Below are 14,944 nucleotides of genomic sequence, written 5' to 3'. Positions count from 1 at the left end.
ATTATTATAAACCATGAAAGACCTTAGTGTAATCATACCAATGTACAACGTCTCCAAATATTTAAACAAATGTGTGGACTCTGTTTGTATTCAAAACTTTGATTCGGAAGCTATTGAAATTATTATGGTCAATGATGAGTCCCCTGATAATAGTCTTCAAGTTGCAGAAGAACTTGCTAAAAAACATCCTTTTATTAAGATTATTTCTCAACAAAATAAAGGTTTAGGAGGTGCTAGAAATACAGGAATAAACAATGCCCAAGGGCGCTATTTGTTATTTCTTGATGCTGACGATTGGTTTTTACCAAACCGTATTAAAGAACTCATTAAGATTGCAGATAAGGACCAATTAGATATTTTAGAGTTTGGCGCACAGATAGTCGCTGAAGATGATACTGTGATCAACACTCTTTCAGCTGATAGCTTAGGAGAAGTTTATGACGGCGTAAATTATTATTGGAATATCGCTTACGGTGGATCTGCTTGTAATAAATTATATGCTTTAGATTTTTTAAAAAACAACCAACTATTTTTCTTAGAGAAAATTTATGGTGAAGATTTTGAATTTAATACCCGTGCATTCTATTTCGCAAAACGGGTAAAAGCCATAAATAATGTGTGCACCGCATTTTTACAATCGTCAGATTCAATAACACGAAACAATGACAAGTCTAAAAAAGATAAATATCTAAATGACTTTCATATCATATTAAAAAACATCAATACGTTTCATAACAAAATAACAGGGGTTCCAAACAATCAAGTGGATTCATTTTTTAAAGAACGCTTAACTTTAGTTAATATAAACGCTTTCTATTTAATGTATAGCAATAAGTATTCATTTAAAGAAATGAATAACTTTAAAAGCAAACTGAAAGGAAGCGGCGTATATTCTGTGAATTACCCAGTTATGAATAAAAGAAAAGATTGGTTTAGAAAAGTATTACTTAAAAATTTTAATCTATTCCGATTTACTCAACCAATAAAAAACTTGTACTAATGAAAAAAGAAAACATAGTATTTTTTGATGGTGTTTGTAACCTTTGTAATGGGTTTATAAATTTTGTAATAAGTCGAGATAAAAACGGTACAATTTATTACGCAACACTACAGTCTGATTTTGCTAAATCTACATTAAAAGACGAGTTCATACAGGAGAATACTTCTGATTTTTCAACAATTTATTTTTACACAAATAATACATTATACACTAAATCATCAGCAGTTTTAAGAGTTTTTTCAAAACTTTCACCTAGCTATGCCATTTTTGCTAAAGTATTGATGATTATTCCTGAATTTATTCGTGACGGATTATACAGCTTTATTGCTAAGAATCGCTATGTGTTCTTCGGAAAAAAAAGCACTTGTAGAATTCCAACGGAAAACGAACGCAAACAGTTTATATAATCTAAATTAATTATGAAAAAATATATAAAATACGCTATCCCGTGCATCATGCTATTCTTTTTTGTTAGAAACTTGATTCTTGTTGAAACCGATCACCTAGATAGCTGGATGGGAGGTGGCATGAGAATGTTTGGTAAAATTGATAAAATGCTTTATCGCGTTTCAGGTATAAATATTAAGCATAACAACAAGGTGTATTTTGTAAACCTAAGAGATATTAAAACATTAGAAGATATTTATGTTGAAAGTAGAATCATGCCCAATGATGAACGTTTAACAGAATTTATAGAACAACTTAAAAAGTTTGATTGGTGTTACAACGCTGAAGCCGATAAAATTATGTTTAAAGAGCCAACCACTATTTACGATAATACGATATGTACTGAACCTGTGAATCCAGAAAACATTGTTGATATGGAAGTATACCGAATTGACTACAACAGAGAAAGTGATATGATACAACTAAACCGCATTAACCATGTTGAAAACAATAACCACTAACAGAAATTTTATAGATTTTTTATATCGTTCTTCTCAAAAACATACCTTAAACGAACAATCATCATTAATATTAATATTAAAAATGATTCTGTTAATTATGCTTTTGAAAATGAATGATAACGCTGTTCTGGGTATTTTTATGCCCGTTATCATTGTACCAGCATTGTTATTCCAAAAGGTACTATTAAACAAATTTTTTTGGCTGATCATGGCTTTGATTAGTGCATTTCCATATTTAATCTTTGATTTAGATGGTTATGTACCAAACCATAAGCATATCTACGCTTATGTGTTAGTTTCTATATGCTTATTGTTTTTCTTTTTTAAAGAAGATGAAATCCTATCAAAGCTCAGGGATCAGGCCAAATATATTATAGGCTTGTGTTTTTTATTTGCCGTAATTGGTAAGTTTTTAGCACCAGAATTTTTAAACGGTGGTTTTTTTGAATTCACAAATACAACCGATCCAAGGTTTTTTGGTTTCACCTCCTATGTTGCAGGAGTTAACCCTACCCTACTCCTTGAAAATGCTGCAAATATTGATCATTTACTAAATACAAATAACACCACTTTTTCGTTTAAATTAAATGGGGTTGAAAATTTAAAAACAATCGGACTCATTATATCTTATTGGACAATTTTTATTGAAGGGATGATTGCCATTTCATTTTGTTTACCTAGTAAATTTTCACTCTCAAAATACAGAAATGTTTTTCTTATTGCATTTATAATCACTACTTACCCTATTGCAACAGTTTATGGGTTTGCTATTATATTAGCAGCCTTAGGCTATATTCAGTCTACTAAAGAAAATCAAATTACAAAAGCTTCTATCTTTTACATGTTGGTGTTTATTGCTTTGCCCTTAATAGCCATTCCGTTTGTACGGATATTAGGATATTTTGTTTAACTTAGAAACTAAAGATTTTAAAATAAAAAATGTGCTCCTAAAACTTTAGGGGCACATTTTTTATAGATGAGGATCTAAATCTTTTAATTACAAGAAGTATTGGATTCTTTTATTTGACTCGCCTGAGTACTAGAATCAATACGCACGCATGTTTTCGAGCCAACTGAGATGTTATTCCCAACTAACAACATATTAGTGTTAGTATTTCTAAAACGTATACCGTCATGTCCATCTCTAGAAATTTTATTATTTGTAAAATTTAAGTCATCAGAATCATAAATATGAAGACCGTGATAAAACGTATTATTAAGGAATTCTACTCCAGAAACATCATTAATTCTAGTGTAATTAGGGGAGGTAAAAGTGTTACCTTTAACAATAAACGAATAATCTAAAGCTTCTCCTGAATTGTTACATCTTTCAATTTTAAGAGAATTAGCAAGTGCTGAAATATTATTATTTTCAAATATGACATTATTCATATCAGAACCATAAACATAAATTCCTTTACTTTTATCTCTTGAACTTTTTAATGTATTATTATAAATTTTAGAATCGGATAAATTAATAGGGTAGATTCCGTTTACAAAATCGTCTATCGCATTATCGTAAACCTCTACATCCCTATTACTAACATTTATTCCAGTCTCAAATCCTTTAATAGTGTTTCCCGCAATAATATTGTTATAAATAGATTGAGAATCTGAGTTTTTACCACCTTTTACTCCAACTCCTCCATTACCTGTTGGATCTATAATAGTGTTATTAATAATTTTGGTACCATGCGCATAAGTATAACTTAAGCCACTTTCAGAATAGTTACCTTCCAAAGTTACATCATAACCAATAAACACTATAAAGCCTCCAGCAGCGCTACCGCGTTCAGTATTATTAGTTATTCGAATATCCTCAGCCTTCTGCCAATAGATATATCCACCATTACCATCAGCTTCACGAACTGCTTCTACGTCAAGTCCGAATTTAGGAGCCGCTCCAGTAGAATTAGGAGTATCAACCCCTGCATTTATAATTAAATTATTGTCTATATCAATATTATAACCGTCAACAATAGAAATATTATTTCTTCTATTACTATCAAAAGTGCAATTACGAACCATTAAAGTGTGAGAAGCATTATAATCTGCCTCCCATGCATGCTTTAAGCTAGAAATTCTAAGTCCATCTCCAGAACCATATTTCATTGTTACATTCTCTACGATAGAATTCTTTGCTGCATGTAATTCCATAACGTTACCCCACTCATGAGAACCATGCTGTCCTCCTCCAGAATAATCATGTTGATCACGATCTCCATATAAATTCCCCCCTTTAACTGTAACATTACTAACATCTCTTAAGGCTAATAAGCAATATTGTGGGGCATTATTTGGCTGTACACGTAGGTGGGTATTCTCAGTCATCACTAAATTAAAATCAGAAGGGACATTTATAGCTTCTCTAGTCGCATAAAAATTTTGATTCGATGTGCCGCTTGTTACAAGACCAACCTCAAAGTAAGCATCCATTGCACCTATTTTAAAAGTCGTAAAACCGTTAGATTTGGCTTCCAGCATTATTGATTCTAAAATATCTCTGTTTTTAAGTGCCGTATTAGAGTCTACAACACCTTCAACAATACCCCAACGTTCTGGGATAAAGGTGAATTCCTTTTCATTCAGCTCAATGTCTCCTTTTTCTTCTTCGGTAATTTCTTCTTGATTTTCTTCAAGCGCATCTTCAACAAGTAGTTCTTCAGTATTACAAGATGTCGTGACAAAAAGTAAAATTAAAGCGAGCAACATAAGGTTATAATTTGTTTTCATAAAGGTAATGATTTGTAGTACGTAAATAATTTGGTCTAAATAATAAATAGAAAAATCATCAAAAAAATATCGTTAAAACATTCTATTTCATCGACAAAATACATAAATTAAACTAAAAAATCGGTGAAATGTAAATTAATTAGCTGAATTACACTATTTTTTGAATCTTTTCACTCTTAGAGCTACGTACTATTCTATATTTTGGATTTTATTTATTTAAAAAAAATATTTTTAACAACATATAACTCATGTAAAACACTATATATCAATAAGTAATATAAACAACCTGTATTATATGTTTTTGTTTTATTCAAATAAGCCTTCCTAAGGAGTAGATATCCATTTAATAAACTGTACATCAAACTATTAAGACAATGACATCTTCTTTTTAAAATGATCGACAAACAACAAACAGCTATAAGACAAAGAATTAAAATAATGTTTAATAAATCTTAAAATGAAACACTGTTTTACTTTTAAATATTAATTAAGTTTTATACTTTCAAACTCTGAATTTCAGGACGAAAAAACATGAAAAAAAAGTTGTTTAGAGTAACAACGGTACCCTACTCATTAAACATATTGCTTTCAGGGCAATGTCAATTTATGTCCAATCATTTTGAGGTCATTGGGGCTTCTTCACCAGACGGAAACGATATAAATGACGTAGCTAAACTAGAGGGAATTCCTATGATACCCATAGAACTCACTAGACAAATAACACCGGCAAAAGATTTAAAAAGTGTTTGGAAACTTTATAAGGTTTTAAAAAAAGAAAAACCGGATATAATACATTCACATACGCCAAAGGCTGGTATTGTTGCCATGTTGGCCGCTAAACTAGCTGGTGTTCCTCACCGTTTACATACAGTTGCAGGTATGCCTTTATTAGAGGCTACAGGTTTTAAACGTACTATTTTAAATAATGCAGAAAAACTAACCTACACTTGCGCAACTAAAGTGTATCCTAACTCTAAAGGGCTTCATGATATTATTTTGGACAATAAATTCACGTCTAAAGCAAAACTCAAGGTCATAGGCAATGGTAGCTCTAATGGGATAGACACGAAGCACTTTTCTCCTGAATTCAATAATGACTTAAAAGACTTAAGAAAGGATCTTGGTTTTACTGAGGATGATTTTGTTTTTGTTTTTGTTGGACGATTAGTAACCGATAAAGGTATCAATGAGTTGATTGCTGCTTTTTCAAAACTATCACAGAAATACCAGCATATAAAATTATTATTAGTTGGAAGTTATGAAAGTCATCTAGATCCTTTAAAACCAGAAAGTCTAAAAGCTATTAAAACAAATAAAAACATCGTTAATCCGGGTTGGAAAAATGACGTGAGACCATATCTTTCTATTTCAGACTGCTTGGTTTTCCCAAGTTACCGTGAAGGTTTTCCTAATGTAGTGCTTCAAGCAGGTGCCATGGAACTCCCTGGAATAGTGTCAGATATTAATGGTTGTAATGAAATTATTCAAGAAAATGTTTCTGGATTAATTATCCCTCCCAAAAACACGGAAGCCTTGTATATGGCTATGGAAACTATTTTAGCTAACCCAGAAAAAGCCAAAACTATGGGTGAAAAGTCCAGACAATTTATAATCAAGCATTTCGAACGCAAAGTGATTTGGGAAGCTTTATTAAAAGAATACCAGAATTTAACCTAACGAAGAAAACTTTTACTAACTATCCAACTGCTCACCATGTACGCTAAATTTATTAAACGTTTTATTGACTTCTTTAGTGCTTTTTTCGGACTTATAGTTTTATCTCCTGTTTTTATTACAGTATACTTGATTCTTCTGTTCACAAATAAATCTAATCCATTTTTTTTTCAAAAACGTCCTGGCTTAAATGAACAGATTTTTAGCATCATCAAATTCAAATCGATGACCGATAAAAAAGATGCCTCTGGAAATTTATTGCCAGACGCCGAGCGCGTTACTAAATTTGGAAATTTCATTCGAAAAACTTCTCTGGATGAGATTCCGCAACTTATAAATGTATTAAAGGGCGATATGTCACTTGTAGGGCCACGCCCATTTTTACCAATTTATCTACCATATTACACTAGCATAGAAAAGAAAAGACATCAAGTAAGACCAGGAATTACAGGTTACGCACAGGTAAATGGCAGAAATTTCTTGGACTGGGATAAAAAACTAGAGTATGACGTGTATTATGTAGATCATTTGTCTTGGCAGTTAGATTTCCAAATTCTACTAAAAACAGCTAATCGTGTACTTTCACCTAGCGATGTTTCTGTAGATTTAAACGAAATTCAGGCCCCACTTCATATTGTTAGAGCTCAAAAGGCATAAACATTAAAACATTATTTCCATAGCCACCACTCGGCTTTAAAGCCCAAATAATAACCCCATCTATTTTCACCCGTAAACTGTAAATAAGGTGAATATAAGCTTTTCATGGCATAATCATTATAACGCGCTACGGAAGCTACAAATCTTAAATGTGGCCTCGCCCAAATATCACGCAACCCTGTAGGCACTAAAACAGGTGCAATACTAAGTTTAGTCATTGAAGCATATGGGTTTGTACCATCCTTTCGTTGAGAGTAATGCAATTCTGCCATTAAATGAAAATAATCAGTAAGAAAAAATTCGTGTCTAGAACCTACCGTAAAATCCGTTTTTCTATTATAAACTTCCTGATCAAAATAAGTTGGCGCAAGATTATCTAAATCAGAGCCTCCTTTACTCTTTGTATAAATAACATAGCCATTAAAGGTATAATTACGTGATATGTTTAATACGGTATGATTTACTAAGGCTAATGAATAAGCACCTTTAAATGTTAAACTATGGTTATCAGGCGCTCCAAAAGTGAGCCAGGTTTTTGATAAACCTCCATCGCCACCATTGGCAATACCAGCACCATACCGCAAAGTAAAATCATTAAAAGAACCTGATTTTAGTTTTTTAAAATTCCTATGATAACGTACACCCAACACGTAACCATAATCAGAGGGGTAATTTACAGCATCTTCTAAATTATCTTCAGTGTCATCATTTAAAGCTTCATTTTCTCCGCTTTCCATGTGATGATATTCTGCAAGAGCTGTGAAACTGTTATTATTATCAATAGTGAAATCGTGTTCACCAATAAAAACAGTACGCTGTCTTAAGGAAGCGCTTGGTGTCCCTGTTTTAATATTAAGATAAAAATATGGTGGTAAAGTAGACGTCGTATCTACTGAAGCCACGAAAATAGTCGCTAACCTCGTTTTTTTATATTCCGCACCTACACCTTGACCTGAGTGATCATTAAAATAAAAATGATCTGCAATATGAGCATCAGCACCCCGGTACATTCTGGAACCAATCCATACATTTAAGCCTGCCCCTCTTATATTTCTCGCTTCAGCATATATTTCAGGTAAGGCCAATGTTAAGCCCCCAACACTTGATGTAGAAGTGTTTCCAATAGAAGTTAAACTTGTAGAATAGGCTGATAATCGTATTTGTACATGAATTTCGGTACTATCACCTTTTTGTGGTGTGAAAACCAAATTAGGAACCAATTCCAAGTAATCCTGTTCTTCTAATCGACCACCAATACTTCCCATGTTGTTAAGGTTAAGACGTCTTCCAACCGATCCACCATTTTCAAAAGTCCAATCAACACCTACTCTACCATAAGAGCCTAAATAGAAATTCTTGTTCTTGGCGTATTCATAATTTATTTGAGAATAACTATTGAAACTTATAATAAAAAGAAGCCCTATGAAATAAAACCTTTTAAAAAAACACTGATTATCAATGAGTAAAGAAAGGTTTTGGTTCATGGTTTGGTTGGTTTCTAACAAATATACAAGTAAAGTTTATTAGAATCAATCTCTTTTTTTGCCATTAATCTAACTTCTTTAGGAAATAAATAAACCACCTTAGCCATAACTATAGCTTATTGTATAACTAAACGAGTTGTTTGGTATCATGTTTCAAAACTGCAAAAAGATCTTCTCTACTAAAGGGTTTAGATAGGATATCATCAAATCCGAGATTTTCTAATTCAGCCACAAATTCTGTACTCGGAATATTCGCGGTAAACGCAACCACTCTAACATGAGGTCTTAATTTTTTAATATGTGTGATTGCTTTAAAACCATTCATTTTAGGCATCTCAAGATCTAAAAGCACTAAATTGATCTCGTTATTATCTTTAACTTTTTCAATAGCCTCTATACCATTTGTGGCTTCATGAATATTAAGCACATGCTTTTTCAAGAGCTTTTTAGCATACATCATGCTCACCATATTGTCTTCAACCAATAAGATGTTTAAATTTAATTTGAAATCATCATTAAACGCATCACTATCCTTTTTACTTTTTTTCTCTAAGGTTGTTAAATCGAGACTTAACGGAAAGTAAAAACGTGTTCCTCTATTAATAGCACTTTCTATTTTTATTTCAGACCCCATCGCTTTAATGATGGATTGAGAAATAGACAAACCTAAACCAGTACCGCCATACACAGGGTTCTTTTCATTTTTAATCTGCTGAAAACTTTCAAAAACTCTTTTTAAATTTTTTGGAGCAATTCCTATTCCCGTGTCTCTAACTTCAAATTCAATTTGAACCGCACGCTCATTTAAATCAATAACCTTAGCTGAAAATGTAATACCTCCTTGCTCTGTAAATTTTATAGCGTTTGATATGAGGTTATAAATCACTTGCGCAAGACGTTTTCCGTCTACATCAACTGTTAAACCATTGAGTTTTGAGTCAATATAAGATTCTAGTTCTAAATTTTTCTCTTCTGCCTTATTGATAAACGGAACCGTAATTTTATTTAAAAAAGTGTGAACCTGCTTAGGTTCATTGTCCAGTTCAAAAAGTCCTGACTCAATTTTATGCACATCTAACATGTCATTCACCAATAATAACATGTTGTTATTACAGTGATCTAAAATCTCAAAGTATTTCTTGTTTTTAACTTCTTTAGTGTCATTACCTAAAATCAACTGTGTAACCCCATTAATGCTGTTAATTTGAGTACGCAATTCATGCCCTAAATTAGATAATACCATGGTACGTCTGACCTTTTCAATTTCGGCATGCTCTTTATCAAAGGAAATCTTTTTAATTACTGATTTATTATAAGATAATGCTTGAAGTGAAAAAACCATCATAACCCCAAAATTAACTACAGAATTTAGCATGAAACGATAATGAATCTGCTCTTTAGATAAATTTGGGTAATATTCGGAATACATGGGAGAGATTAAAAACATTACCACTAAAAAAGCTAACATAATCGCATAAAGCGTGCTAGTATGTTTTTTAAAATAGACTTCTCTACGAATGACGTAGGGCAATGAAAAAAGTAATCCGAATTGGAACCAATAATACCCCGACATGATACCTTCTAAATAAGTTAATCCTGCAGTAGCAGTGCCCAAAAACAAAAAAACAATATAAGGTCCTACCAAATAATTACGCTTTACAACAAAAGCGTAAACACTAATTGTGAAACTTATTAATGGTAATAATATTAGGAGAAAAGATGCTGTCATACCTTTTTCAAAACTGATATAGGCATAATACAAGTTAAATAGTATAGCGGCTAAATAAATATTTACTGCTAACTTAAAAGAAGTTTTACGTATTAAATCTTTAAATTTAAGTGTATGGAGTGTTTGTGTCATTGAGAGATAGCAAGACTCAAAAATAAGTATAATAGACAGTTATATGCAAATTTTAACTTTAAAGTTATTCTTAAAAATGCATAGATTTTATTCTTATTTAGATTAAAAAGATCATAATTCAGTAAAAAATCTAAAAATATGACTTAAATTTCATTAGTAATAATTGGAAAACCCCTTCTATCCTCCCCATAAAACACTTCACTTTTTAACGGTATTTAACAAAAGTACCGCCAATTAAACCAGATAAATTTCAATACTTTTGTGCAACACTCAAAAATACATAAAATGAATAATACAGCTTTAACCGAAACACACATTGCTCTTGGAGCCAAAATGGTTCCATTTGCAGGATACAACATGCCCGTACAATATGAAGGGGTTAATTTAGAGCATGAAACTGTTAGAAATTCGGTGGGTGTTTTTGATGTATCTCACATGGGTGAATTTTTAGTTGAAGGGGAACATGCATTAGCTTTAATTCAAAAAGTATCAAGTAATGATGCTTCAAAATTAACTATAGGAAAAGCTCAATACAGTTGTTTACCTAATGATGATGGCGGCATTGTTGATGATTTAATCATCTATAAAATTAAAGAAGAAACGTATTTACTAGTGGTCAACGCAAGTAATATTGAAAAAGACTGGAACTGGATTCAGTCTAAAAATGATGTTGGTGCTACCATGAGGAATTTAAGTGATGACTATTCGCTTTTAGCCATTCAAGGACCAAAAGCTATTGAGGCTATGCAAAGCATTACAAGTCATGACTTAGCAGCTATTAAATTTTACAATTTTGTAGTTGGTGATTTTGCAGGTATTGAAAACGTCATTATTTCAGCAACTGGTTATACAGGTAGTGGCGGATTTGAAATTTACTGTAAAAACAGTGAAGCCCAACAAGTATGGGATAAAGTATTTGAAGCTGGTGCAGAATATGGTATCAAACCAATAGGACTAGCCGCTCGTGATACGCTTCGTTTAGAAATGGGCTATTGCTTATATGGCAATGATATTGATGACACCACCTCGCCTATTGAAGCTGGTTTAGGTTGGATTACAAAATTCACCAAAGACTTTACTAACTCTGAAGCCTTAAAAGCTCAAAAAGAAGAAGGTCCAAAACGTAAGTTAATTGCCTTTGAATTAGACGAAAGAGGTATTCCGCGTCAAGGTTATGATATTGTTGATGAAATAGGTAATAAAATCGGAAATGTGACTTCGGGAACCATGTCTCCTAGTATAGGGAAAGGCATTGGTTTAGGTTATGTTCCTACCGATTTCATAGCGGTTGATAGCAAAATAAATATTCAAATTAGAAAAAAAGCGGTTCCGGCTACTGTAGTTAAACTACCGTTTTATAAGTCATAAATATGCACGACTATCAAGCCATTCTAAATACCATTTATCAAGATACAAAAAACACTGAAGATAAAGGTGTTGTAGCTTCGTACATCCCAGAATTGGCTCATGTAAATCGTGATAATTTCGGTATACATTTAAGAACTTCCGCAGGTGAAACTTTTGGTATTGGTGATTTTGAAAAACCATTTTCAATTCAAAGTATATCAAAAGTTTTAGCCTTAGCAAAAGCCATGTCACTTATTGGCGAAGATATTTGGAAACGCGTTGATGTTGAACCTAGCGGAAACCCGTTTAATTATTTAGCCTTAATTGAAGTTGAAAATGGTATTCCTAGAAACCCTTTCATAAACGCAGGTGCTATTGTTATAGCCGATATATTAGTTTCAAATTTAAAAAACCCAAAGGCTGATTTTTTAGAATACATCCGAACTTTAACAAACGACCAAAGCATCAACTATAATAAGGAAGTTGCCAATTCAGAAAAACTTACTGGTTTTAAAAACTATGCCACTGCAAATCTTTTAAAATCTTTTAATAATCTGAATAATCCTGTTGAGGAAGTTTTAGATTTCTACTTTCACCAATGCGCCATAGAAATGACCTGTAGCCAGCTATCTAAGGCCTTTTACTTTTTTAGTAACAAAGGAAGCTGCTTACAAAATAAGGTGCAAATTACCAACCAGCAGGTCAAACGTATTAACGCATTAATGCTTACTTGCGGATTTTACGATGAGGCTGGTGAATTTGCCTTTGAGGTAGGGTTACCTGGTAAAAGTGGTGTTGGCGGTGGCATTGTAGCACTTTTACCTGAAAAATTTATAATTACCGTTTGGTCCCCTGGCTTAAATAAAAAAGGAAACTCTAAGCTAGGCATGCTCGCTTTAGAGGAATTCACCACCAAAACCAAATTATCCATTTTTTAGATGTTTAAAATGTCACGGGTTATTTATGTTAAAACGAGAGGACAAACATAGAATATTGATATTAGGAGGTAGCGGATTTTTAGGAGGCGCTATTTACAAAGAACTCTGCCCCTATTTTAGAACCTTTGGCACCTATAATATTAGTAATCGTGCTTTAGAAAAGAACAATCATTTTTTTCAATATAATTTTGAGGAAGATGATATCTACGAAATTCTTGATATCGTTAAGCCTACAGTTCTTATTTCTGCACTTCGTGGTGATTTTTCCAAACAAGTGTTACTACATCAGCATCTGGCTGAATATGTATTGCACAATCCTGTTAAGTTGCTATTTCTATCTTCAGCCAACGTATTTGACGCCTATAGTAAGTTCCCAAGTTACGAATTAGATAAAACCTACAGTCATAGTATTTTCGGACATTTTAAAATTAAAATAGAGAACCTACTATTACGATTACCTTCAGACAAAGTAGCTATTATCAGGCTTCCAATGGTTTTTGGGGCACAATCACCTAGAATTCAAGAAATACTGCATTTTTTCAAAGCCAATGAGCCCATTGAAATATTCCCTAATCTTGTGATGAATGTGACAAACGACTCTAAAGTGACACAACAAATTCATTACATCATCAACCGCGATAAATCTGGAATTTTTCACTTAGGAAGTGAAGATTTGGTACATCATGATGATTTTGTAAAGGAAATTATAGCTAGTTATGACCTGGAGCAAAAAGCAAAATTTAAGCAAGTCTACACCACTAATGACGAGCGCTATCTCGCTGTTTTACCCAAATTCAATAAACTCCCTAAACATCTTCAACTAAAAAGTGATGAAATCTTAGCTGATTTAAAATTATAGTTGATTCCCTAATTGCAATTGCGTAAATTGTACTTAATTTAAAAAGGATACCAAATTATGAGTAAACTATCAGAACAAGACATTGAAAAAAAATTACTTCGTTTACCAGATTGGGAATATTTCGATAATGCCATTCATAGTGAATTTGAATTTGAAAACTTTAAAGATTGCTTTAGCGCAATGAGTAGAATTGCTTTTGAATGTGAAGCGCTAGACCATCACCCAAATTGGACAAACGTTTACAACGTGCTTACCATTTCGTTATCTACACACAGTGCTAATGGCGTTACCAAAAAAGATTTTGAGTTAGCTAGAGCCATTGAGCAAATTGTAGAACCCGAAGAAGATTAAGACTAATTATTTGTTTTTGATTTTAAGGTTTTTAAATTTGCGAAACTTAATATCAATTTATTAAAATTAACATAATGCCAGCCTAGGCAGAATAACTTATATAATTATGGGAAGAGCTTTCGAATTTAGAAAGGCAAGAAAGATGAAACGTTGGTCGGCAATGAGTAAAGCCTTTACACGTATTGGTAAAGACATTGTAATGGCCGTAAAAGAAGGCGGTCCAGATCCAGATAGTAATGCCCGCTTACGTGCTGTAATACAAAATGCCAAGGCAGTAAACATGCCTAAAGACAATGTAGAACGCGCCATAAAAAGAGCAAGCGATAAAAATCAAGGTGATTATAAAGAAGTTATTTTTGAAGGCTATGCCCCGCATGGTATTGCGGTTTTAGTTGAAACGGCTACAGATAACAATACACGTACTGTGGCTAATGTAAGAAGCTATTTCAATAAGTGTGACGGAAGTTTAGGAACTTCAGGCTCTGTGGTTTTTATGTTCGATCATACTTGTAACTTTAGAATTAATGCCGAAGGTTTAGATCCTGAAGAGCTGGAATTAGAATTTATAGATTTTGGTGCTGAAGAAGTTTTCGCCGATGATGATGGCATCTTAATCTATGCCCCTTTTGAAAGTTTTGGTGCTATTCAAGCTGAATTGGAAAGCCGAGATATTGAGATCCTATCTTCCGGATTTGAGCGCATCCCACAAGTAACAAAACCTTTATCTACAGAACAGGCTGCCGACGTAGACAAACTACTTGAAAAACTCGAAGAGGACGACGATGTCCAAAACGTGTACCATACCATGGAAGAAACTGCTGAATAAAATATTTTTAAAAGAGAGCTTAATGGCTCTCTTTTTTTTTGACATCTATTGATAACGTTACTATTTAACTTACTCTAAATAACCATAGTAAAAAACTAAATCCACATTTTTTAAATACTTCAAATAAGCTGAGTTTTTATTAAAATCTCACAAATAGCATACTTAAAGTTTTGAATATGAATACTTACTAAATGTTTTGGTGAAATCTTCAAAAATTAACTAAAATGAATTATCTTTTTAATTCAGCTAATGCATTTTTATTAGTATTTTAGATGCACAACTAAACTAAAGTACGCTTGTATGCAA

14 protein-coding genes are annotated in these 14,944 nt (G+C 32.6%); 11 read left to right on the top strand and 3 right to left on the bottom strand.

Annotated elements, in window-relative coordinates; all coding sequences use genetic code 11:
- Positions 1 to 13 precede the first annotated feature (13 nt).
- From F6U93_RS00645 to F6U93_RS00630, 4 genes are all read left to right on the top strand, one after another.
- Positions 14 to 1,000: a glycosyltransferase family 2 protein gene (locus tag F6U93_RS00645; protein ID WP_150935838.1), complete on the top strand. Its 987-nt coding sequence runs from the start codon at positions 14 to 16 to the stop codon at positions 998 to 1,000.
- The gene (locus F6U93_RS00640; protein WP_150935835.1) at positions 1,000 to 1,407 is read left to right on the top strand and encodes a thiol-disulfide oxidoreductase DCC family protein; all 408 of its coding nucleotides are present in this window, start codon (positions 1,000 to 1,002) and stop codon (positions 1,405 to 1,407) included. The genes F6U93_RS00645 and F6U93_RS00640 overlap by 1 nt, the downstream gene beginning before the upstream one ends.
- Positions 1,408 to 1,419: 12 nt before the next feature.
- The gene (locus F6U93_RS00635) at positions 1,420 to 1,908 is read left to right on the top strand and encodes a hypothetical protein (protein ID WP_150935833.1); all 489 of its coding nucleotides are present in this window, start codon (positions 1,420 to 1,422) and stop codon (positions 1,906 to 1,908) included.
- A gap of 208 nt (positions 1,909 to 2,116) precedes the next feature.
- On the top strand, positions 2,117 to 2,818 hold the full coding sequence (locus F6U93_RS00630; RefSeq protein WP_150935832.1) for a hypothetical protein: 702 nt from the start codon (positions 2,117 to 2,119) through the stop codon (positions 2,816 to 2,818).
- A gap of 83 nt (positions 2,819 to 2,901) precedes the next feature.
- On the opposite strand, the gene F6U93_RS00625 is transcribed toward F6U93_RS00630, so the two are convergent.
- The gene (locus F6U93_RS00625; protein WP_150935829.1) at positions 2,902 to 4,641 is read right to left on the bottom strand and encodes a right-handed parallel beta-helix repeat-containing protein; all 1,740 of its coding nucleotides are present in this window, start codon (positions 4,639 to 4,641) and stop codon (positions 2,902 to 2,904) included.
- 531 nt (positions 4,642 to 5,172) lie between these two features.
- Between F6U93_RS00625 and F6U93_RS00620 the strand changes: the two genes are divergently transcribed.
- Both F6U93_RS00620 and F6U93_RS00615 read left to right on the top strand, forming a co-directional pair.
- Positions 5,173 to 6,318: a glycosyltransferase family 4 protein gene (locus F6U93_RS00620; RefSeq protein WP_150935827.1), complete on the top strand. Its 1,146-nt coding sequence runs from the start codon at positions 5,173 to 5,175 to the stop codon at positions 6,316 to 6,318.
- Between the two features lie 36 nt (positions 6,319 to 6,354).
- Positions 6,355 to 6,972 (top strand): sugar transferase, encoded by a 618-nt coding sequence (locus F6U93_RS00615; RefSeq protein ID WP_150935825.1) that lies wholly within the window; start codon positions 6,355 to 6,357, stop codon positions 6,970 to 6,972.
- Between the two features lie 11 nt (positions 6,973 to 6,983).
- Here F6U93_RS00615 and F6U93_RS00610 read toward each other — a convergent pair whose 3' ends face one another.
- Positions 6,984 to 8,456 carry a carbohydrate porin gene (locus tag F6U93_RS00610; protein WP_150935823.1) on the bottom strand — a complete coding sequence of 491 codons (1,473 nt, stop codon included), beginning with the start codon at positions 8,454 to 8,456 and terminating at the stop codon, positions 6,984 to 6,986.
- A 127-nt stretch (positions 8,457 to 8,583) separates the two neighbouring features.
- A complete protein-coding gene (locus tag F6U93_RS00605; RefSeq protein ID WP_150935821.1) occupies positions 8,584 to 10,317 on the bottom strand; it encodes an ATP-binding response regulator in 1,734 nt (577 codons plus the stop codon).
- A 285-nt stretch (positions 10,318 to 10,602) separates the two neighbouring features.
- Between F6U93_RS00605 and gcvT the strand changes: the two genes are divergently transcribed.
- The 5 genes from gcvT (at position 10,603) to F6U93_RS00580 (ending at position 14,638) form a co-directional block, all read left to right on the top strand.
- Positions 10,603 to 11,685, top strand: a complete 1,083-nt coding sequence (gene gcvT / locus F6U93_RS00600; RefSeq protein WP_150935818.1) for a glycine cleavage system aminomethyltransferase GcvT — start codon at positions 10,603 to 10,605, stop codon at positions 11,683 to 11,685.
- Positions 11,686 to 11,687: 2 nt separating this feature from the next.
- On the top strand, positions 11,688 to 12,602 hold the full coding sequence (locus F6U93_RS00595; RefSeq protein WP_150935817.1) for a glutaminase: 915 nt from the start codon (positions 11,688 to 11,690) through the stop codon (positions 12,600 to 12,602).
- A 25-nt stretch (positions 12,603 to 12,627) separates the two neighbouring features.
- Positions 12,628 to 13,461: a sugar nucleotide-binding protein gene (locus tag F6U93_RS00590; protein ID WP_150935815.1), complete on the top strand. Its 834-nt coding sequence runs from the start codon at positions 12,628 to 12,630 to the stop codon at positions 13,459 to 13,461.
- Positions 13,462 to 13,518: 57 nt separating this feature from the next.
- On the top strand, positions 13,519 to 13,812 hold the full coding sequence (locus F6U93_RS00585; protein ID WP_150935813.1) for a 4a-hydroxytetrahydrobiopterin dehydratase: 294 nt from the start codon (positions 13,519 to 13,521) through the stop codon (positions 13,810 to 13,812).
- 106 nt (positions 13,813 to 13,918) lie between these two features.
- Positions 13,919 to 14,638 (top strand): YebC/PmpR family DNA-binding transcriptional regulator, encoded by a 720-nt coding sequence (locus F6U93_RS00580; RefSeq protein ID WP_150935811.1) that lies wholly within the window; start codon positions 13,919 to 13,921, stop codon positions 14,636 to 14,638.
- Positions 14,639 to 14,944: the final 306 nt, after the last annotated feature.

Source organism: Pseudotamlana haliotis, assembly GCF_008806375.1.
Taxonomy (GTDB): domain Bacteria; phylum Bacteroidota; class Bacteroidia; order Flavobacteriales; family Flavobacteriaceae; genus Pseudotamlana; species Pseudotamlana haliotis.
Note: the sequence above shows the minus strand (reverse complement) of the source record. Positions and strands in the feature narration are given on the sequence as shown.